General features: G+C 68.6%; 20 protein-coding genes and 1 pseudogene. 14 read left to right on the top strand and 7 right to left on the bottom strand.

The features are described 5' to 3' along the window. Nucleotides 1-169: 169 nt before the first annotated feature. Nucleotides 170-484 (top strand): annotated as a pseudogene (locus tag ACIPRD_RS31395) (HGxxPAAW family protein); the annotation flags it as partial. Nucleotides 485-776: 292 nt separating this feature from the next. On the opposite strand, the gene ACIPRD_RS31390 reads toward ACIPRD_RS31395, so the two are convergent. Together ACIPRD_RS31390 and ACIPRD_RS31385 are read right to left on the bottom strand one after the other, a co-directional pair. Next, the gene (locus ACIPRD_RS31390) at nucleotides 777-995 is read right to left on the bottom strand and encodes a hypothetical protein (protein ID WP_356410835.1); all 219 of its coding nucleotides are present in this window, start codon (nucleotides 993-995) and stop codon (nucleotides 777-779) included. 69 nt (nucleotides 996-1,064) lie between these two features. Continuing rightward, on the bottom strand, nucleotides 1,065-1,214 hold the full coding sequence (locus ACIPRD_RS31385) for a hypothetical protein (RefSeq protein ID WP_401567981.1): 150 nt from the start codon (nucleotides 1,212-1,214) through the stop codon (nucleotides 1,065-1,067). Between the two features lie 503 nt (nucleotides 1,215-1,717). Between ACIPRD_RS31385 and ACIPRD_RS31380 the strand changes: the two genes are divergently transcribed. Then, the gene (locus ACIPRD_RS31380; RefSeq protein ID WP_356410832.1) at nucleotides 1,718-2,533 is read left to right on the top strand and encodes an SAM-dependent methyltransferase; all 816 of its coding nucleotides are present in this window, start codon (nucleotides 1,718-1,720) and stop codon (nucleotides 2,531-2,533) included. 157 nt (nucleotides 2,534-2,690) lie between these two features. Here ACIPRD_RS31380 and ACIPRD_RS31375 read toward each other — a convergent pair whose 3' ends face one another. From ACIPRD_RS31375 to ACIPRD_RS31360, 4 genes are all read right to left on the bottom strand, one after another. Then, on the bottom strand, nucleotides 2,691-3,626 hold the full coding sequence (locus ACIPRD_RS31375; protein ID WP_401567978.1) for a DMT family transporter: 936 nt from the start codon (nucleotides 3,624-3,626) through the stop codon (nucleotides 2,691-2,693). A 19-nt stretch (nucleotides 3,627-3,645) separates the two neighbouring features. Further along, nucleotides 3,646-4,488 (bottom strand): AraC family transcriptional regulator, encoded by an 843-nt coding sequence (locus ACIPRD_RS31370; RefSeq protein ID WP_401567976.1) that lies wholly within the window; start codon nucleotides 4,486-4,488, stop codon nucleotides 3,646-3,648. A gap of 313 nt (nucleotides 4,489-4,801) precedes the next feature. After that, nucleotides 4,802-5,587, bottom strand: a complete 786-nt coding sequence (locus ACIPRD_RS31365) for a GNAT family N-acetyltransferase (protein ID WP_401567973.1) — start codon at nucleotides 5,585-5,587, stop codon at nucleotides 4,802-4,804. Nucleotides 5,588-5,812: 225 nt separating this feature from the next. Further along, nucleotides 5,813-6,568 carry an MBL fold metallo-hydrolase gene (locus ACIPRD_RS31360; protein WP_401567971.1) on the bottom strand — a complete coding sequence of 252 codons (756 nt, stop codon included), beginning with the start codon at nucleotides 6,566-6,568 and terminating at the stop codon, nucleotides 5,813-5,815. A 96-nt stretch (nucleotides 6,569-6,664) separates the two neighbouring features. On the opposite strand from ACIPRD_RS31360, the gene ACIPRD_RS31355 reads away from it, so the two are divergent. The 4 genes from ACIPRD_RS31355 to ACIPRD_RS31340 all read left to right on the top strand — a co-directional run bounded on the left by ACIPRD_RS31355 (nucleotide 6,665) and on the right by ACIPRD_RS31340 (nucleotide 10,397). Next, the gene (locus tag ACIPRD_RS31355; RefSeq protein ID WP_401567969.1) at nucleotides 6,665-7,255 is read left to right on the top strand and encodes an ABATE domain-containing protein; all 591 of its coding nucleotides are present in this window, start codon (nucleotides 6,665-6,667) and stop codon (nucleotides 7,253-7,255) included. Between the two features lie 290 nt (nucleotides 7,256-7,545). Next, nucleotides 7,546-8,604, top strand: a complete 1,059-nt coding sequence (locus tag ACIPRD_RS31350) for a vWA domain-containing protein (RefSeq protein WP_356410817.1) — start codon at nucleotides 7,546-7,548, stop codon at nucleotides 8,602-8,604. Between the two features lie 314 nt (nucleotides 8,605-8,918). Continuing rightward, nucleotides 8,919-10,145 carry a formaldehyde dehydrogenase, glutathione-independent gene (gene fdhA, locus ACIPRD_RS31345; protein ID WP_356410814.1) on the top strand — a complete coding sequence of 409 codons (1,227 nt, stop codon included), beginning with the start codon at nucleotides 8,919-8,921 and terminating at the stop codon, nucleotides 10,143-10,145. A gap of 126 nt (nucleotides 10,146-10,271) precedes the next feature. Continuing rightward, a complete protein-coding gene (locus ACIPRD_RS31340; protein ID WP_401567965.1) occupies nucleotides 10,272-10,397 on the top strand; it encodes a hypothetical protein in 126 nt (41 codons plus the stop codon). Between the two features lie 18 nt (nucleotides 10,398-10,415). On the opposite strand, the gene ACIPRD_RS31335 is transcribed toward ACIPRD_RS31340, so the two are convergent. Further along, the gene (locus ACIPRD_RS31335) at nucleotides 10,416-10,562 is read right to left on the bottom strand and encodes a hypothetical protein (protein WP_401567963.1); all 147 of its coding nucleotides are present in this window, start codon (nucleotides 10,560-10,562) and stop codon (nucleotides 10,416-10,418) included. 244 nt (nucleotides 10,563-10,806) lie between these two features. Here ACIPRD_RS31335 and ACIPRD_RS31330 point away from each other — a divergent pair, with 244 nt between their 5' ends. The 8 genes from ACIPRD_RS31330 to ACIPRD_RS31295 all read left to right on the top strand — a co-directional run bounded on the left by ACIPRD_RS31330 (nucleotide 10,807) and on the right by ACIPRD_RS31295 (nucleotide 18,881). Further along, nucleotides 10,807-12,180: an MATE family efflux transporter gene (locus ACIPRD_RS31330; protein WP_401567961.1), complete on the top strand. Its 1,374-nt coding sequence runs from the start codon at nucleotides 10,807-10,809 to the stop codon at nucleotides 12,178-12,180. A 271-nt stretch (nucleotides 12,181-12,451) separates the two neighbouring features. Beyond that, nucleotides 12,452-12,811, top strand: a complete 360-nt coding sequence (locus ACIPRD_RS31325) for a RidA family protein (RefSeq protein ID WP_401567958.1) — start codon at nucleotides 12,452-12,454, stop codon at nucleotides 12,809-12,811. Between the two features lie 87 nt (nucleotides 12,812-12,898). Continuing rightward, nucleotides 12,899-13,501 (top strand): DUF6000 family protein, encoded by a 603-nt coding sequence (locus ACIPRD_RS31320; RefSeq protein WP_401567956.1) that lies wholly within the window; start codon nucleotides 12,899-12,901, stop codon nucleotides 13,499-13,501. Between the two features lie 432 nt (nucleotides 13,502-13,933). Then, nucleotides 13,934-15,568 (top strand): ISL3 family transposase, encoded by a 1,635-nt coding sequence (locus ACIPRD_RS31315; RefSeq protein ID WP_401567954.1) that lies wholly within the window; start codon nucleotides 13,934-13,936, stop codon nucleotides 15,566-15,568. Further along, entirely contained in the window at nucleotides 15,516-15,953 is a 438-nt protein-coding gene (locus tag ACIPRD_RS31310; RefSeq protein ID WP_401567951.1) for a hypothetical protein, read from the top strand. Before ACIPRD_RS31315 ends, ACIPRD_RS31310 begins: the two co-directional genes overlap by 53 nt. Continuing rightward, nucleotides 15,883-17,562, top strand: a complete 1,680-nt coding sequence (locus tag ACIPRD_RS31305; protein ID WP_401567949.1) for a tyrosine-type recombinase/integrase — start codon at nucleotides 15,883-15,885, stop codon at nucleotides 17,560-17,562. The genes ACIPRD_RS31310 and ACIPRD_RS31305 overlap by 71 nt, the downstream gene beginning before the upstream one ends. Continuing rightward, the gene (locus tag ACIPRD_RS31300) at nucleotides 17,559-18,317 is read left to right on the top strand and encodes a DUF6193 family natural product biosynthesis protein (RefSeq protein WP_401567946.1); all 759 of its coding nucleotides are present in this window, start codon (nucleotides 17,559-17,561) and stop codon (nucleotides 18,315-18,317) included. Before ACIPRD_RS31305 ends, ACIPRD_RS31300 begins: the two co-directional genes overlap by 4 nt. 135 nt (nucleotides 18,318-18,452) lie before the next feature. Further along, complete coding sequence (locus tag ACIPRD_RS31295; RefSeq protein WP_401567944.1) at nucleotides 18,453-18,881, top strand: DUF4240 domain-containing protein; 429 nt, start codon at nucleotides 18,453-18,455, stop codon at nucleotides 18,879-18,881. Nucleotides 18,882-18,922 lie beyond the last annotated feature (41 nt).

Raw genomic sequence — 18,922 nt, 5'->3', positions numbered from 1 at the left:
GGCGTAGAGCGCCTGGTCGCTCGTCGCGGCCGGGCGGACCTTGCGGTGCCCCACAAATTCCCCTTAGCATCTAAGTTACTTAGCTCGCGAGATAATTGATCTCCGGGCTCCGGTGGCACGCCACCACCGATGTCCTCCCCCATCCTCACAGCTCGCAAGGAGCACGATCATGTTCATCCACGGAGACGACGCGTACGACCTGGGGCACACGGTGGCCGGGTGGACCGGAATGGCCGTGGGGACACTGGGCTCCGCCCTGTGCGGTCTGGGCATCATCACCGCGTCCGGGACACTCGCACTCGCCGGCGCCGGCGTGCTCCTCCTGGCTCTCCTGATCACCTGGGCGCTGCATCTCGCGGGCTGGGGCAAGCCGAGCGGCCCCCGGCCGGAGCAGCAGTGGGACTGGAGGGCCAGGGACACCGGCGCCCGGGCGGGACACCCCGACTGCCTGGGCTGCCGCCTCGCCGGACGCCGTGGCCGTGCGCACGGCGCGGACGAGGGAGCGCAGTCCGGGGGCGCCGCGGGGGCAGGCAACAGGCCGGAAGCCGCCGGGGCGGAGTCCGCGGCGGCTGATCGCAGGGGCCGGGCCGACGTGGAGGCGGGCGTCGGCCCGAGGATGGACACCGGCGCGGAGAGCGGCGCCGGGGCGGGGGACCGTGTCGGGGCGGGGGACCGTGTCGGCGCATCGGTGCGCGCGTAGGTTGCTTCACCGCCCCCGCCCTTGCGCGGCCACCGCGCGCCGCGAGGGCGGAAGCTCTCCTGGGCCCGGCCGGGGACTACTCCTTGACCGGGTCGGCTCCGGGGCGCTTGACGAGCCGGTCGCCTTCCGCGACCGACTTCCAGAGGTCGCGGCTGATCCGGAGTTTCCTGACGCCTTCGGGGAGGCGTACTTCGACGTGGTGATAGAGGTTCGAGCCGTCGAGCATGCCGCGGGACTTGCCCACGACGACGCCTTCCCACGACTCTTCTTGTCCGGCTTTGCGGGATTTGAACATGGCAGAAGCCTACGAGCGCCGGGTTCCGCGCCGTCAGTGCCTCGGGGCACCAGCTGGAGATGACATGTGTCATGGCGCCGGCAGGACAGTCGTACCGAACCGGCTCCAGGGGCGGTTCCCGGTGATGTCCACGGACAGTGGTCCGTCCGCGTGGGCGGACAGCTCGTGGTCGTCGCAGGCGGACAGTTCGTCTCCCTGCGCGGCGTGACCAGTGATCACCCGTGCGGTCGTTCCCCCGTCGTGCGCCGGGGTCGCTCGCACTCGCCACCGACCCGCGGGCGCGCACGGTCTGTCCGGAACGGGACCTCACAGATCGGCTGTGCACCCGAGCCCGTTCGTGCCGCAACCGGCTCCTTGATAATTTCAGCAACGCGATATCACCCTGGCGTCAACATCAAGTCGCTGCCAGAATGGCGCTGTTGACTGTTCCTCAGGAGGTCGGACGTGAGTGGAGCCCGTCCCAGCACCAGGATCAGGATCAGCACGCCGACAGCCCTGCGCACCGTCCTCGGCCATCGGGCACCTGGCGCGCCGCTCGGTGGCGGAGCCTCGCCGAGGGACCGGCAGAAGCGCCGGAAGCGATCGACGCGCCGGTCCGCGGGGCCGAGGGCAGCATGGCCGATCAGTTGGTCGCGGAAAGACCTGCGGTGGACGGATGGACCGGAGACGCCGTTCCCGTTCCTGGCCTGCGGGCCGACAGACACACGGATGAAGGGGAGAGCATGACCACCAGGCAGGTCGGCCGAGATCTGGACACCAGCAAGGCGCACTCGGCCCGGATGTACGACTACTTTCTCGGTGGCAAGGACCACTTCGAGATAGACAAGAAGGCGGCCCTGGTGGCCGCCGAGGCCCATCCCGGCATCTATGTCACCGCTCGCGAGAACCGGGCGTTCATGCAGCGGGCGACCCGGGTGCTGGCGCAGGAGCACGGCATCCGCCAGTGGCTCGACATCGGCACGGGCATCCCGACCGAGCCCAACCTGCATCAGATCGCCCAGTCCGTCGCGGTCGACGCCCGCGTCGTATACGCCGACAACGACCCCCTCGTCCTGAAGTACGCCGAACGCCTCATGCGCAGCACGGTCCAGGGCCGCACCGCTTATGTGGAAGCCGATGTCAGGGACCCCGACGCGCTGATGAGCGCCGTCGAGGCCGCGGAGGTGCTGGACTTCGACCAGCCCATCGCCCTGTCCCTCAACGCGCTGATGCACTTCATCACCGACCCGCACGACCCGTACGCCATCGTCCGCCGGCTGCTCGAACCGCTCCCGGTGGGCAGCGCCCTCGCCATGAACCACTGCACGCCCGACTTCGACCCCGCCACCTGGAACAAGGTCGCGGAGGTCTACACCAAGTCCGGCTCCCCGGTGCGGTTCCGTTCGCACGGCGACGTCCGGCAGTTCTTCGACGGACTCGACCTGATCGAGCCCGGCATCGTGTGCTGCCACCGCTGGCGTCCCGCCGGCCCGGCCGACGGCAACGAGCCCACGGACGCCGAGATCAGCCTGCTGGCGGGCGTGGGCATAAAGCGCTAGGGGTCCGTCCCTTACGGGGCGTCGTGGGCGGCTCCGACGCGCTGTCCGGAGCAGGCTTCGGGCAGCGCGTCGTACGAGGTCGCATCCGGTGGATCCGGCTGGTTCGGCCGGGTGGTGACGAGGGACCGGGTCTTCGGTGGAGGGGCGGGAGCCTCGTTCAGGGGGACTCGACACGGCCGGCGGCCGCGCCCGCTCGTCGTACCGGCCACCGCACCGGGCGTGGGATCCGGCGCGGACCGGCGGCGGTGGCGAGGACCGAGCCGGTGAGGATCAGGGCGAAGGCGGCCAGGACGCCGGGGGTCAGGTCTTCGTGCAGGAAGAGCGCGCCCGCCGCGACCGCCACAGCCGGGTTGACGTAGGTGATGACCGTGGCGCGGGTCGGGCCGGCCTCCTTGATCAGTTCCAGGAAGGCCACGAAGGCGACAGCCGTGCAGATCACTCCCAGCCCCGCCAGTGAGGCGAGCACGGACGCGGAGGGCATGGCGGCGGGGCGGGTGAGGAACGCCGCCGGGGCGTAGACCAGTGCCGCGAGCGTGAGACAGGCGGCCGTCAGGTGCAGGGACGGTACGTCCTTCAGGCGGCGGACGACTATCAGGGGGGCGGTGGCGTAGCCGACGACCGTCAGCAGGACCTCGGCCAGCGAACGGGCGTCGCCGCCGGTGAGGTGCGGCACGGTGAGGACCGCCACTCCCCCGAGACCGAGCGCGAGGCCCGCGAGGCGCCGTGCGCCCAGGCGTTCCGCGTCCCCTCGTACGAAGAGGCGGGAGGCGAGGAGGCCGACGATCGGCACCCCCGCGATCAGCAGGCCGGCCGTGGAACTGGACAGATGCTGTTCGGCATCGGTCAGGGTGAACCAGGGGCCCATGATCTCCAGCACGGCGAAGGCCAGCATGGGGCGCCAGTGGACCCGTACCGTCCCGGGCAGTCCGCCCTGGCGGAGGGCGAACGGCAGAAGCAGGACGGCGCCCAGGGCACAGCGGGTGAACACCACCACGGGCGGGGACACCGCGTCCACCGCCACCTTGATCATCAGATAGGGGATGCCCCAGACCACTCCCATGAGGGAGAACAGAAACCAGCCGCGTGCAGTCATGGGACGAGTGTCGTCGCGCTCAGCGGCCCGAGTCTTGAACGCTGTTGCGGTAGACCGCGGGGGTCACCCCGAGCACACGGCGGAACCACCGGGTCAGATGCGCCTGGTCGGCGAAGCCGACGAGGGACGCGACCTCGGCGGGGCGCAGTCCGGAGGCGAGCAGGACGCGGGCACGGGCCACCCGGTGCTGGGCGAGCCAGGCGTAGGGGGGTAGGCCCATCGTCGTGCGGAAGGCTCGCAGCAACTGGTAGCGGGACAGACCGAGTTCGGCGGCCAGGGTGGCGAGGGCCGGTGGGGCGGTGAGTTCGTCGGCGAGGCGGTCGCGGACCGTGCGGGCGATCACTGCGGCGCCGGGGACCAGTGCGTCGGCCGGCCGGGCCGTGGCGTGGCGCTGGGCCAGAGCGGTCAGCAGCCAGGGCAGCCGGGACTCGGCCTCCAGCGGGTCGGGGCAGCCGCTGAGGTCGGTGTGGGCGTGGCTGAACGCGGCGGCGAGTGCGGGGTCGTGGATGAGCGGCTCGCGGAAGTGCGGCAGGCCGCCGGCCAGGTTGCCTGCGGGGCGGAGGCCGTCGGCGAGGAGCGACGGTTCGGCGTAGAGGGCGCGGTAGGCGTAGCCGTCGGTGGGGTTGCCGGGGCCGCCGGTGTGCGGCTCACCCGGTTCGAGGACGACGATCGTGCCGGGACCGGTGCGTATGTGGCCGCCTCGGTAGGCGATGACCTCGGAGCCGCCGACGCAGACGCCGACGGTGTACTCCTCGTGCGCGTGCGGGGCGTAGACGTGCTGCCGGAAGTTCGCGGTCAGCAGGTCGAGAGGCGGCCCGCAGCGGCCGAGTCTCGCCCTGGTCCACAGCGCCTGTTCCGCCATGGCGGATCCCCCCGTCGTGAGCGCTCCGTTGTCGTGCCGTCCGGTCACCGCACCCGTGCGTCCGACGACTGTGGGAGAAACACCCGTGAGCCCCGGTTTCATGCCCCACGCGGGCGGTGTGCCGGGGACGCGCGCGACGGGGTGGCGCTTGCTCTGTCCAGGAGAGGGCGCGAAGCGAGCCGGTCGAGCCGGTCCGGCCGCGACAGCCCGGCCGAACGCCGCGGGTGGCGTCGGGCGGCTACGGGAGGCGTGGAGTGCTGCCCGGGCGGCAGCGGGGCCCGGGCCGAGCAGTCGGAGCGAAGGCCGGCCGGGCTCAGGGCGACCAGACGTACGGCGTCGTCGTGGTGACCGCTTCCAGGCCGAGGCGGGTGAGGATCGGAGCGCTGTCGGCCGAGGCGTCGACGTAGACGTAGGGGACCGCGCGCGCGGCGGCGATTTGGGCCCGGCAAGCAACCATGGCTCGGTAGATGCCCTTCCCGCGCCATTCCTCGAGCGTCGAACCGCCCCAGAGGCCGGCGAAGTCGACGCCGTCCTTGAACACCAGCCAGGCGGCGCTGACGACTTGGCCGCCTGCCTCGGCGACGAGGACGACGGTGCCCTCGGGCGAGTTCTCGATCCGGGCGGTCAGGTCGTCGGCGAGCCAACTCCAGTCCTCACCCCAGACCTTGCTCTCCATGGCGGCGATGCGCTGAAGGTCTGCTCCCGCGGTGACCCGGCGGAGGGTCACGCCGTCGGGCAGTGCAGGGGCGGCAGCAAGGTCGGCAGACCTCCCGATGAGCACCGTTTCGCTGTCCTCGGCGACGAAACCGGCCGCCGCGAGCCGGTCGGTGAGGTCGGCGGGCAGGTCATGGGCACGGGTCTTCCATTCGACCGCCTCGCCTCGGGCGGCGTAGAAGTCACGCTGGCGCGTGATGAGCGCGTCGAGTTCCGCCCCGTACACACCGAGGTCACGGGGACCGGTGACGAAGCCGCGGTGCCAGCCGACGACGCGGGTCAACGGGCCGTCCTTCTCGACGCGGGCGCTGCCGCCAGGCGCGTTGACACCACGGAGTTGGGCGTCGTACACGTCACGGAGTTCGTTGATCTGACTGTCCTTCACCCGAACACCGTACGGACCGGGTCAAGCGAATTAACGTCGGTGGACACTGCGTGAGCGCCGAGTGCTCCTCTTCACCGGGCCGTGGACAGAAGCGTCGTTGGCCGCCGCCGTTGGACGCCGCCGGCCGGACCGTGTCGGCCGGACGGGTGCGGCGGTAGACGGTCCGGAGGCGGGCGGTTCGGGACCGTCGGAGGGCGTGTCCGGCCACGAAGTCCGCGAGCGGGCTCAGGGGCGCAGCAGCGAGGCCAGGCCGGCCTTGGCGAAGGCCGAGTCGAACTGCTCGCGGCCTTCGGTGAAGTGGGCCCAACTGTCCACGTGGGCAGGGATGACGCGGCGTGCGCCGAGGATCCCGGCGGCCTGTGCGGCCTGTTCGCCGTCGAGGGTGAGCAGGGCCCCGTCGAGCAGGGGCGTACGGACGGCACCGGCGAAGAGGACGGCGAAGTCGATGGAGGGGAAGCGCGTCGCGATCTCCTGCACGAGGTCGAGGGACGCGTTGTCGCCGCTGATGTAGACCGTCGGCAGATCGGGGGCGCTGAGGACGAATCCGATGACGTCCCCGGTGACGGGCTCGCAGCCCGCGGGGCCGTGTCGTGCGGGGACCGCGGTGAGGGTCACGGTGCCCCCGCCGGGGCGCTCGAGGCGCTGCTCCTGCCATGGGGCCATGCCCACGGCGTTGCCTCCGAGACGACGGGCGCCGCTCTCGGTGGTGAAGACCGCCGGCACCGTGGGCAGCAGGGCCCGGCCTGCCCGGTCGAGGTTGTCGGGGTGCTGGTCGTGGGAGAGCAGGACCGCGTCGAGGCTCCCGAGCGCCGAGGGTGCCATGGCCGACGCCGCGGTCTTCGTCAGGTAGCGGTCGGGGCCGACCTCGTAGTCCTGGGGGTCGTCGAAGGTCGGATCGGTCAGCAGCCGGAGTCCGCCGTACTCGATGAGCACGGTGGGGCCACCGAGGACACGGGCCTCGAACTGATCGTCGGGAGACATGCACAACCCTTCCCTCACGGAGAAATCAAGAATCGTCCGTGATGCAACCGTAGGCCTCTCCTCACGGCAAAGGCAAGCCGATAGCATGAGAGGGTGATGTCGGAGGAGAAGGAGAAGGGGCGGCCGCTGCCGCCCGCACCGGGCAGTGCGGAACACGCGGGGATCGCCCTGGCCAACACGTGGCAGGTGTTCAGCGGGGGGACACGCGATCTCCTCGCCGATCGCGAGAGAGCCTCGTCATGGCTGGCGGACAACGGTCTCATCGGACAGGGGGCCGCACTCGGAGACCCGTGCACCGCGCGGCTCAGGACCCTGCGGCACCACGTGCGCCGGCTCCTCTCCGCGACAGCGGGGGCTTCGGAACCGCCCGAGGACTCCATCACCGCGGTGAACGCGGCGATCAAGGCCGCACCCAGCGCGACCTTGATCGCGTGGGACCGCGAGCGAGGTCTGCATCGCGTCGTCACGCATCCGGTGGACGAGCTGACCGACTCCCTGCTGGCCGCGCTGGCGGCCGACACCGCCGAGTTGCTGTGCGGACCCGACGCGTCCCGGATCGCCGCCTGCGCCGCCGCCCCGTGCAGCCGGTTCTACCTGCGCACCCACGGCGCTCGCCAGTGGTGCTCGGTGCGGTGCGGCGACCGCATACGCGCCGCGCGTGCCTACCGGCGCAAGAGCTCCGCCTGAGACCGGCGGCCGGGACAGGCGCTCGGGTCGCCCTATGGAGGGGCGCGGGCAGCCGTCTTGCGGGTGACCGTCCCGGGGGTGACTTCTGACTCCGGGCACGCGGCTGCCGAGGATGTGTCGGCGGGACATGTGACGGCGGGGATGTGACGGACAGACATGTGATGGCTCAACACGTGATGGCAAGACACCCTCCTGTCCACAGGCGGGTGATCGAGCGCCGAAGGGCATTGTCAGTGCCTCCCCATACAGTGAAGACATCACTCGGGGAACTTCGGAGGGGGAGCACAGACGTGTCCGCAAACAGGATTCAGCACAAGGTGAATCACGTCGCGCTGGTGGTGGACTGTTCGGGTTCCATGCGCCCGCACCAGAACCAACTCGTCCGGGTCGTCGACGAATTCGTGGCGGGGCTGAAGGCCGAGTCGGACAGCCTCGGCCATGAGACGCGGATCAGTCTTTATTCCTTCGACCACCGGGTCGAGAACCTGGTGTGGGACATGGACGTGAAGCATCTGCCGTCCATGCGGGGTCTGTACCAGGTGAACAATGGCGCCACGGCCCTCATCGAGGCCTCGCTGAAATCCCTGGACGACCTGGGGCACATCTGGGAGGAGTACGGCGAGCACAGCTTCCTCCAGATCGTCGTGACGGACGGTGAGGAGAACGCCTCCGGCGGCGACAGGCGGCACGACGGCGACATGACCATCCTCGGCCCCTGGCTGGACAGGATCACGGCGAAGATGGGCGGCCTTCCGGGCCACTGGACCTCCGCGATCCTCGTTCCGAACTCCCTGGCCAAGCGCACCGCCCAGAACTACGGCTTCCCGGCCGGCAACATCGCCATCTGGGACGCGGATTCCCAGAAGGGCGTCGAGGAGGCGATCGGCACCGTGCGCGCGGCCGCCACCAGCTTCCTGCGCGGGCGGGAGCAGGGCGTGCGCGGCACGAAGAACCTGTTCGCCGTCGGCCAGGACATATCGGTCGACCAGGTCCGGGCGAATCTCGAACCGATACCGGCCGACAAATACCGGCTCCTGAAGGTCGACAAGGAGATCGAGATCCGCCCCTTCGTCAACTCGCATCCTGGCGTGTCGTACGAACGCGGCGCTTGTTACTACCAACTGGGCGCCCGCGCCCAGGTGCAGCAGAACAAGGAAGTCATCGTGGTCGAGAAGGACACCGACCGCGCCTATACCGGTGATGCGGCACGCAGTCTTCTGTTCGGTACCGGAATCCAGGGAACCGTCTCCGTGAAGGCGGGGAACAACCCGAAACTGGAGGTGTACGTGCAGAGCCGTTCCGTGAACAGAAAGCTCAAGCCGAATACGCGTCTGCTCATCATGCTCTGAAATCGAGGAGCGGAGAGCGGGGCGGTCGGGCGGGCAGCGCCCACTGAGGTCCGCAGGGCCCGCAGGGGTCCGCGAGGCCCCGCTCACCGGTGGAGCGGGGCGTGCCGGCGCGGGCCTGTTCCGCCCTTGGGCCCCGGGTCGGCGGGCGGTCCGCGCGAGGGGCGGCCGGGTGACCGAGTCGTTCCGGAGAGTGCTGGGTTGCGACGGCGCTTCGTCGCGAGAAGCTAGTAGGTGGGTGGTGGCGTGGGGAGCAGACTCCGCCCTGTGCTCAGCCCTCTGGCACACCCGTGGAGCCGAAGGGACGGCGAACACGCATGAGCGCGAACAGGGCAGTCGCGTACATCAGGCCAGGAACGGTCGAGGTCAGGGCCACCGACTTCCCGAAACTCGAACTCCAGGACGGACCGGGGGTGGCGCCCGCGAACATCGGCCGCAAGTGCCCTCACGGGGTCATCCTCAAGATCCTCGCCACCAACATCTGCGGCAGCGACCAGCACATGGTGCGGGGACGCACCACGGCTCCCGAGGGGCTGGTCCTCGGGCACGAGATCACCGGCGAGGTCATCGAGAAGGGACCGGACGTCGAGTACATCGACGTCGGCGACGTCGTCTCCGTACCGTTCAACATCGCGTGCGGACGATGCCGCAACTGCAAGGACGGCAAGACCGGCATCTGCCTGCACGTGAACCCGGCCCGCCCGGGCGCGGCCTACGGATACGTCGACATGGGCGGCTGGGTCGGTGGCCAGGCCGAGTACGTCATGGTCCCCTATGCGGACTTCAACCTCCTGAAGTTCCCCGACCCCGACCAGGCACGCGAGAAACTGCTCGACCTGACCATGCTGTCGGACATCTTCCCGACCGGCTTCCACGGCGCGGTCACGGCCGGCACGGGGGTCGGTTCGACCGTCTACGTCGCGGGCGCCGGACCCGTCGGTCTGGCCGCGGCGGCATCGGCGCTGCTGCTGGGCGCCGCGGTGGTCATCGTCGGCGATCTCAACCCCGAGCGACTGGCACAGGCGCGCGCCTTCGGCTGTGAGACGGTGGACGTCTCCCAGGGCTCCGTCGAGGACCAGATCGCCGACATCCTCGGCGTGCCGGAGGTCGACGCCGCGGTCGACGCGGTCGGCTTCGAGGCGCGCGGGCACGGTCCCGACGCCGGCGAGGCGCCCGCGACCGTGCTGAACTCCGTCATGGGCGTCACCCGTGCCGGCGGCGCCGTCGGCATCCCCGGGCTGTACGTCACCGACGACCCCGGTGGCGTCGACGACGACGCCCGCAGCGGAACGCTGAAGATGCGACTGGGTCTCGGCTGGGCCAAGAGCCTCGCCTTCACCACGGGCCAGTGCCCGGTGATGCGCTACCACCGCAGACTCATGATGGCGATCCTGAACGACCGGGTGCAGATCGCGAAGGCGGTCAACGCCACCGTGATCAGCCTGGACGACGCGCCCCGCGGCTACGCGGAGTTCGACCAGGGCGCTGCACGCAAGTACGTCCTCAACCCGAACGGCGCACTGGACGACGCGCAGGCCGCCTGAGACGTCGCGGAGGACCCACCTTCGCGCGTACCTGGGCGGTGGAATCACCGGCGGGCCCGCCTGTGCGGGCCACGTCTTGTCCCGGGTCACCGGCAGAAGCCCTTTCTCGGCGGCGACCTTGCGCAGGTGAGCGAGCCAGCGGTGCGGACCTGCGCGTGGGTGCGCTCGGTGGCCGCCGTCAACTGGACGATCGTCGAGCCGGTACGACGGTCCTCCAGCAGGGCGAACAGGACAGCTTCGACGTGGACGTGAGCGGGCCCCACCCCATCGCTACTCGCCCGCACCCTTCAGCAACTCCTGAAGCTGCTCGTCCACGTAATCCTCGCCGCGGGTGACCGCTTTCTCGACCCAGTCCCGCCCCAGCTTGACCAGCTCGTCGTAGCGCTGCCAGGTCACACTGCCGACCTTCCCGGTCATCCGGACGCCACCCCCACGGGCCCCAAGGACAAACCCTTGCGTGCCGTCAACTCGGTTTGGAACCCCGTAACTTCGCACCATCAGACCGCCTCGCCCGACAGAGAAGGGTGTACCGACCCGCCGTCCACGGTTCAGGGGTTGCTGAGCGCTGACATGCGTCCTCCTTCCGCCGCGTCGGCAAATTCGAGGCTGTCTGGACAACTGATGTGCGGCCAGGCGAAGTTGGGTGGCAGGATGTATGTGTGTGAGCGATCGCAGCGCATTTGTGACCATCACCAAGGCGGCTGCGCCGCTTTACGTGACCACCCTCGTGGCTTCGGCGGGCTCTCTCGTCGACACCGCGCTTCTGGGCCGCCACGCCACCCTCTCACTGGCCGCCTTCGCCGTGACGATGGCCGTCTTCAGCCCGGCTACTGCCACCGTGGCGGGTGCGCTCCGCGGGGTGATGCCGTTCATCGCGCCGCATCGAAGCACCCCCGGTGAGCTGCTGCCGCTGGTGCGCAGCGGCATGTGGCTGTCGTTCGCCGTGGGTGGGGTGTGTGCGGCGGCGGTGGCAGCGGTGCCGCTGCTCGGCGGAATGTTCGGAGTTCGACCCGCTGTCCTCGCCCAGCTGGGGACATTCCCGTGGATGCTGGCGAGCAGCGTCCTGGTGATCGCGGTCGGTCAGTCGGCGACATCCGTGCTGGTCGCCCTGGGCCACTCCGCTCAGGTGATGCGGTCCGGCTTGGTGGGCACCGCGGCTTCAGTGACACTCTCGGCGCTGCTCGTCGGAGGCCCGGGACCGCTGCCGAGTTATGGGCTGACCGGTGCGGGCCTGGCCATGCTCGCCTCCAGCCTGGTCAGCACCATCCTGAACCAGTACACGCTGCGCCACCGCACGGTGCTGGCCGGCCGGCGGATACGACCCGGCCAGCCGGATCTGCGCCAGATAGTGCGCCTGGCCCGAGTAGGACTTCCACTCGGCGGAACCGTACTGGTCAAGTTCTCGGTGCTCGGAGTACTGACCTTCGCGGCCGCCCGGATCAGCACCGACAGCGCCGCCGTGCACAGCCTGTCCGAATCGCTGGTGAACATCATCTTCACCACGGCGGTCGCGGTCGGCCAGGCCACGGTCCCGCTGATCGCCGAATACGCCGACGCCAGGGACGCCGCGCGCATCCGGCGCAGCGTATGGGCCGGGATCCGAGTGGCTCTGTGCGCAGTCACCGTATTGGGGACCGTCCTGTTCATGCTGCGAGACCCGATGGTGGGGTTGTTCACCAGGACCCCGACACTGGAGAACCAGGTGATCCGGCTGTTGCCGCTGATCCTGGCAGTGGTGGTCACCGACGCCTTGCAAGCAGTGACGGGCTTCGGCCTTGTCGGGCTCAAACGCACCGGACCGAGTCTGGTGTCCACCGCGATCTGGTTCGGGATCCTGGCCGTGCTCTCGGTCCCGGTCGCCGACACGGCCGGGTTGCCCGGCCTGTGGACCGCCCTGGCATGTGCGAACCTACTCCAGGCCGTCACCAAGTGGGCGTCCTTCCTTCGTCACAGCGCTCAGATCGCCGCGTCCGTCCCATCGACAGCGTCCGGCGCGAACTCCACCGCTGTACCAGGACCGGGTCCGGGACGCTGAACGTCTCTGGACCTTCTGAACGCTGCGGCGTTGATGTGCGTGAGCAACTCTGCGCGTCGGCCATGACCTGCTCCAACGCATCAGTCGTTCTGTCATGTGAGGCTCAGACACAGTCTGTCGCTGTGGGACCACCATGCGCAGGGCCCGTCCGGCCCTGTGAAAGAGCAAGAAGACGGTTGACCATGGCGGATCGTTCCTTGATCGTGAGTCCTTCACGTAGGGAAGTGGAGGGGCGATGCAGCATTTCGTGCGACCTGAGGGAAGCCCTCCGGTGAACGGCTACAGCCACGCGGTGTCATGCACGGGAGAACTCGTCGCCGTGTCCGGCCAGGTCCCGGTGGACGGCGACGGACGGCTGGTGGGTGAGGGGGATGCGGAGGCGCAGACGCGTCAGGTGTACGCGAACCTGGCCACTGCTCTGCAGGCGGCTGGTTCCGGTCTTCAGCAGGTCGTCAAGCTGACCGTCTACCTGACCGATCTTCAGGACCTGGCGGCCTTCCGGCGGGTGCGTGACGAGCATCAGGATCCGACGTGCCCGCCTGCCTGCTCGCTCGTCCAGGTGGTCGGGCTGGTCAACCCCGCTTTCCGGATCGAGATCGACGCGTGGGCCGTGAAACCGGCCGAGGACTGAACCGGGCCGGTACGGCCCTACCCGTATGACACCCAGCCGGGACGCACGCCCTCAGTGAGTTCTCGTTGCAAAAGGAGGAAGTAGTCGGTGATTCGCTGCGACCCTGAGGTACAGGCCCTGTACCGCCGCTACTGCCTTCCCGAGCGCCGCTATCTGAAGCTCGGCGGAAGGGTGCTTCGTATGCCGCGGGAGGAGTACGAGCCGTTCGTTCAAGCTCTGGCCGCTGATGCCCGAGCTGTTTCCGATGCCGAGCTCACCGCCCTCTTGGAAGGCAGCTGGCGAGAGCGGCGCACTGCGGCATGGCTCGCCGCCGTTTCGCGCCGTGACCACTTCCGCGAGCGTCTGGGAGCGCTGCTCCTTGAGAGCGAGGTGTGCTGCGCGGGTGGGGCCTACTGCGTGGCGCTGGCGAGTTTCGGCACGGCCCGGGACGCCGACCTGCTCGCCGCTTACCTGGACCGCTACCTGCGCCGGCCCGACCTCGCCTACGACCAGCCGACGGCCATGGGCGCCCTGGCGTACACCGACTCCGTCCTGCAGGGCGACCGGGCCACACGCTTCCTCCGGGAGGGTGGCCTGTGGCGGGAGTGGATCCGGGACGCGCCCCACATGCACGGCGATGGCGACATCTCCGGCTACCTGGGCGGCATCCGCCTCGCCCGCGCCGTCGTCGACGAATCCGCCGCCATCTGACCCCGTCGGTTCTGTTCCGTGTGGTCGTCGAGGACCGGGAGCCGGTTCTGCCACTGGCTGGTGCACAGCTTCTCCGCCGTCGGGGCGTCGGCGAACGGATGGGCCGTGTGCCAGGCCACGCTTCGGCACTCGATGTCTGACGACCTGACCCGCGATTGATCTGACCGCTCCTGAACTGGCCAGGTGTCGGCTCGGCGCGTTCACCAGTCGAGCAGATCCGTGGAACTCCGACCGAGCCAGTCCGTGAACGACACGGGCCGACCGTCAAGGTTGAACGCAAGGATCTGGTCACAGGTCGCGCGGCCGTCGAACCACATCGTGCCTCGGTGCGGACCAGTGACGACGAGCAGGGTCGAGAAGCCGGATCAGGCACACTTTCCGTGAGGATGATCACCGGGGTTTGAGTCTTGTGACGTCGCGTCATGTGGGAGCGTGGTGCGGTGTGATGACCTCATAGCTGTGCTGTTTCCGCACTTCAGCGCGGTGCTGGTGGAGCGGGTGTTCCTTGAGTGTGGGACGGTTCGAGTTTCGGCCAGGACGCGGGGCCGTAGTGTGCCGTGCCCGGATTGCTCGGTTCGGTCGGGCCGGATGCACAGCACGTACGGGCGGCGGCTGGTGGATACCCCGGTCGGCGGCCATCCGGTACTGGTCGAGCTGGCCGTGCGCCGGCTGTACTGCGAGAACACTGCCTGCCCGCGGCGCACGTTCGTCGAACAGGTCGAGGGGCTGACCGTTCGATACGGGAGACGGACCCCGGCGTCACGTCGGGTTCAGGAAGCGGTGGCCGTGGCTCTCGCGGGCCGGGCGGGGAGTCGGTTGGCTGTGGTGCTGGGCAGTGTCGTCAGCCGGACGACGCTGTTACGGCTGGTGATGGACCTGCCCGACCCGCATTGGCCGGAGCCGAGAGTGCTGGGCGTCGATGACTTCGCGACCCGTCGCGGACAGCACTACGGCACCGTGATCATCGACTGCGCTACCGGCCAGCCTCTTGATCTGCTGCCGGGCCGGGATGCGAAGGCGCTGGCGAACTGGCTGCGCAAGCACCCCGGCGTGGAGGTCATCTGCCGTGACCGCGGTGGCTCCTACGCCTATGGCGCCCGCATGGGTGCACCACAAGCAGTGCAGGTCGCAGACCGCTTCCACCTGTGGCAGAACCTCGGCACCGCGGTTGAAACCAGCGTTCGCCGGCACAACACCTGCCTCAAACCGTCCACCACGGAATTGGACAGCGCCGCGAACATCTCCACCGCCGGCCTGGCCAGCAGACCCAAGGTGATGTCCCCAATCGAAGCCCGAATCCGTGAACGGCACACCATCGTCCATGCCCTCCTGGACCAGGGGCACGGCATCCGGGAGATCGCCCGGGAACTGCACATGGGCGCCAATACCGTCCGCCGCACCGCCCGCGCCGAGACGCCCGAACATCTGCTGACCGGACGGCGTCAACCGCGGCCCAGTCAGCTCGACCCCTACAAACCCCACCTCGATAAGCGCTGGTCCGAAGGCTGCACGAACGCCATCCGCCTGCACGCCGAACTCCAAGAGCTTGGCTACCGGGGCCATTACCAGACCATCAGCGACTACCTGCGGCCCCGCCGCAGGCAGCGCATCCGCGTCGTCGGGCCGGCACTGCCAGGCGTCCGTCAAATCACAGGCTGGATGATGCGCCACCCCGACCGGCTCCGGGATGAAGATCGTCAACAGCTCGCTGGAGTCCTCGCCCGCTGCCCCGAACTCGATGCCGCAAGCCGACTCGTCCGCACCTTCGCAGAGATCCTCACCAACCGCTCCGGCCAGCACCTTAAAGACTGGATCACCGCCGTCCGCGCCGAAGACTTGCCTGGCCTGCACACCTTCGCCACCGGCCTGGAGAAGGACTGGGACGCCGTCATCCAGGGCCTGACCACCCACTGGAACTCCGGGCCCGTGGAAGGCCGCGTCAACCTAAAAGTTACGTGGAATCTGTCTGGGGTGATCATGTCTCCCCGGTGCAACCACGGACTTGGGAGATGGCTTGAACGGCACGACGGTGCTGACGGAGAAGTGGCCGGTGCTGGGCCGGCATGAGCAGGCGGCGCTGCAGATCTGGACTGATCTCGGCCGGGCGCCGAGGACGATCGACGCCTACGCCCGCGGACTGGCCGAGTACCTGGTGATGTGCGAGCGGGAGGACGTCGACCCGGTCACCGCGAACCGCGCCCACATCGCCGTCTATGTAAAGGAGTTGACGTCACGACCGCACCGTCGGGGTGCGAACGTGGTGGCGATCGACTCGGGATCGGGGCTGGCGAACGCCACGATCCAGCAGCGCCTGGTGCCGGTTCGCCTGTTCTACGACAGATCTCGACACCTTGCTGTTCGACCGGGTCCGGAGCGAGAAGATGCTGGCCGGCTCGCAGCACTACACCCTGCACGCCACACAGCGGGCGGTTGCCGAACTCGGATTCTGTGATCCTCCGCAGCCCATCACCGGCCGCCACTCGGCACGGGCGACAGGCGGCGCGAAGACGTGGGAACAATGGGTCGATCGCTGGCACACCACTTCCACGCTCACCCCGGGCGTCCGCGGCGGCATGCGCTCCGCGCTCCTCAGGGTGGGCCGATGGATAGCCGCGGAAAAGCCCGACACCGCTGACCCGACGTACTGGACGAGGCAGACCTGCGCGACCTGGATCGCCGCCGTGGACCGGATGAGGGTCGGCGACTGCGTTCAGCGGACGGCCGGCCTGGGAGACCGCCTCGGCAAGCCGCTCGAAGCGGCGACCAAGGCCGGGCAGATCACCGCGCTGCGGACATTTTTCAGGGACTGCCAGGAATGGGAGTGGCTGCCCCGCAGCTTCGACCCACTGCGCGCGCTGGCCATCCCTCGCAGCATCACAGCCCTCCTCGGCCCCGACCCGCGGGTGATCGCCGATGAGGTCTGGGCGAAGCTTCTGTGGGCGGGATTGAACCTGGAAGCCGCAGATCTCCCACAGTCTCAGGCCGGGCAGTTCTATCCCTTCGAACTGGTCCGCGCGGTCACACTGACCTGGTTGTTCTCCGGACAACGCAGCAACGAGATCGCCCGATTGAGGGTGGGCTGCATCCGTTGGCAGCACGACGGCACCCCCATCACTGGTGACTCCCAGCAGGTCCTGGCCCGCGACACCGTCTGTCTCCTCGACGTCCCGCCCCACAAGACCGGTACCGCCTTCACCAAGCCGGTCGACCCGATCCTCGGCCAAGCCGTCGACGCCTGGCAGGCCGTCCGCCCGGATCAGCCGAAGTTCACCGACCGCCGCACCGGCGAGCGCGTCGACCTGCTGTTCGCCATCCGGGCGCGCCGCGTCTCCACGCACTACATCAACAACACGATCATCCCGATGCTCTGCCGCAAGGCCGGAGTCCCGGACGCCGACATCCGCGGGAACATCACCAGCCACCGGGCCCGGTCCACCATCGCCAGCCAGCTCTACAACGCCAAGGAACCGATGACGTTGTTTGAACTGCAAGCCTGGCTCGGACACCGATCACCGCAATCCACCCAGTACTACGCGAAGATCACCCCGAACACCCTATCCAAAGCGTATTCCGAGGCCGGCTACTTCGAGCGGAACGTCCGCACGATCGAGGTCCTGGTCGACCGCGACGCGGTCGCTTCCGGCACCGCCGCAGCCGGTGAGCCCTGGCAGCACTACGACCTCGGCCACGGCTACTGCACCTACACCTTCTTCGAACAGTGCCAGCACCGCATGGCGTGCGCCAAGTGCGACTTCTACACCCCGAAGGACTCCACCAAGAGTCAGATCCTGGAGGCCAAAGGCAATCTTCAGCGCATGCTCGTCACCATCCCGCTGACCGACGACGAACGCCAGGCCGTTGATGACGGCCAGACCGCCTTGGACAAGCTCCTCGCGCGTCTGGCCGATGTCCCCACCCCGGCTGGCCCGACGCCCCGCCAGATCGGAATACCCCCAAACGCCGCGTTGCTTCCTCTCGTCGAAGTCCGACGCAGCACGCCGTCGGGAAGTGCCAAAGGGCCGACCGCACCCGGAGTGCATCGGCGAAAGGAGGAATCGTGACACCTAGCCCCGACACGGATGACTTGGCCAGCATCTATCCCGAACTCGGTCGGAACGAAACGCTCCAGAGCGTCCTGCAGACGGCCGTTCACCAAGCCGGACACGGGCTGGACGTACTCCCCGAACGCGCGCCAGGCTGGTGGCGGTCCGGAGCCCGCGTAGACGGTGACAGCCGGACGACCAACGTTCTCCTCGGCATCGCAGAGCGCGCCTTCATCGTGAACTTCTGGGAACGCGGCGTCATGATGGCCAAGGGCACGACGACCAGCTTGGACGCTGTCGTATCGGCCATCGGTGCTTGGCAGTCCGGCACCACCTTGGCACGTCTAAAGTCCGCCTGCCCGTTCGTCGACTACAGTCCGCTCGCCGAAGCCCACGAGCGCGGTGACGCAGTCGAAGCCCAATGGACGAGCTACCGGCACACCACAGCACGGCACGTGGACCATGGACTCATCGAGGCTGCATACGCCCAGCCACAGCTGCGAGCCCTGTTCCCCTTCCACAGCCACCGGACGCTGAACTTCAGCCGCTGCACCGGATTCCCCTACACCCACGACGTTCCAGTGATTACTCCCGTAGACGGGAAATACCGCGTCACCTGGTGGAAGACCCGCTCACCGCACGGACCAGCGGACATCGGAGAGACTGACAACCCGCGTGACGCTGTTGCCCTGGTCCTCCTTCACCTTCCCTCCAACTGCGGGCCAGCAGTCGCCGGCACTGCCAATGATCTTGACAAATCAGATTCCACATAAACATCAAGATGATCAAACGCCAGATGTTCGACCGGGCCAAGCTCCCCCTCCTCCGCAAACGCGTCCTTCTCACAGCAGCTGCAAACAGGTGACCGGAAGCCACAAGTGTCAGACCTCTACGTCATGCTCACCAGCATGAACGAAGACACTTTCTGGCAGCTCATCGAAGAGTGCAGGCCCCCGGGACCTGACCCTGACGCCGAATTCCTTGCAGCCACAGTGGCCGAGCGACTTGCCCAGTCCCCGTTGTCGCTGGTCATCGGCTTCGCCGAGCAACTGTCATGGGTGCTCTACCAGTTGGACCGCAAGGAGTACGGACAAGGCCTGTCCGGAGACGCCTTCCTCTATACGCGCGCTGCGGTCGTCGCCGCCGGCCGAACCGTATTCGACAGCGTCATCCAGGACCCTGCATCCTTCGCCCCTTACGCCACCAACCACATCTGGGCCGAGAGCCTGCTCTACACACCGGATCGTGCATACGAGCGCATCACCGGCGAGGAGTGGGGCCGCGACACCCGCTACTCCTATGAGTCGTACTCGAACAGCGAGGGCTGGACTGGTTGAACGCTGTCGCCCACGTCTGGTGACGGCTTCCTAACTCGGTG

This window comes from Streptomyces sp. NPDC090108 (assembly GCF_044747185.1).
GTDB lineage: Bacteria > Actinomycetota > Actinomycetes > Streptomycetales > Streptomycetaceae > Streptomyces.
The sequence above is the reverse complement of the archived record's forward strand: the minus strand, read 5'-3'. Positions and strand labels throughout refer to the sequence as shown.

Excerpts from the sequence above, each read along its gene's own strand:
- ACIPRD_RS31390 (WP_356410835.1), bottom strand. The coding sequence starts at position 995 with ATGTTCAAATCCCGCAAAGCCGGACAAGAAGAGTCGTGGGAAGGCGTC.
- ACIPRD_RS31380 (WP_356410832.1), top strand. The coding sequence starts at position 1,718 with ATGACCACCAGGCAGGTCGGCCGAGATCTGGACACCAGCAAGGCGCAC.
- ACIPRD_RS31375 (WP_401567978.1), bottom strand. The coding sequence starts at position 3,626 with ATGACTGCACGCGGCTGGTTTCTGTTCTCCCTCATGGGAGTGGTCTGG.
- ACIPRD_RS31370 (WP_401567976.1), bottom strand. The coding sequence starts at position 4,488 with ATGGCGGAACAGGCGCTGTGGACCAGGGCGAGACTCGGCCGCTGCGGG.
- ACIPRD_RS31360 (WP_401567971.1), bottom strand. The coding sequence starts at position 6,568 with ATGTCTCCCGACGATCAGTTCGAGGCCCGTGTCCTCGGTGGCCCCACC.
- ACIPRD_RS31355 (WP_401567969.1), top strand. The coding sequence starts at position 6,665 with ATGTCGGAGGAGAAGGAGAAGGGGCGGCCGCTGCCGCCCGCACCGGGC.
- fdhA (WP_356410814.1), top strand. The coding sequence starts at position 8,919 with ATGAGCGCGAACAGGGCAGTCGCGTACATCAGGCCAGGAACGGTCGAG.
- ACIPRD_RS31335 (WP_401567963.1), bottom strand. The coding sequence starts at position 10,562 with ATGACCGGGAAGGTCGGCAGTGTGACCTGGCAGCGCTACGACGAGCTG.
- ACIPRD_RS31305 (WP_401567949.1), top strand. The coding sequence starts at position 15,883 with ATGCTGGCCGGCTCGCAGCACTACACCCTGCACGCCACACAGCGGGCG.
- ACIPRD_RS31295 (WP_401567944.1), top strand. The coding sequence starts at position 18,453 with ATGAACGAAGACACTTTCTGGCAGCTCATCGAAGAGTGCAGGCCCCCG.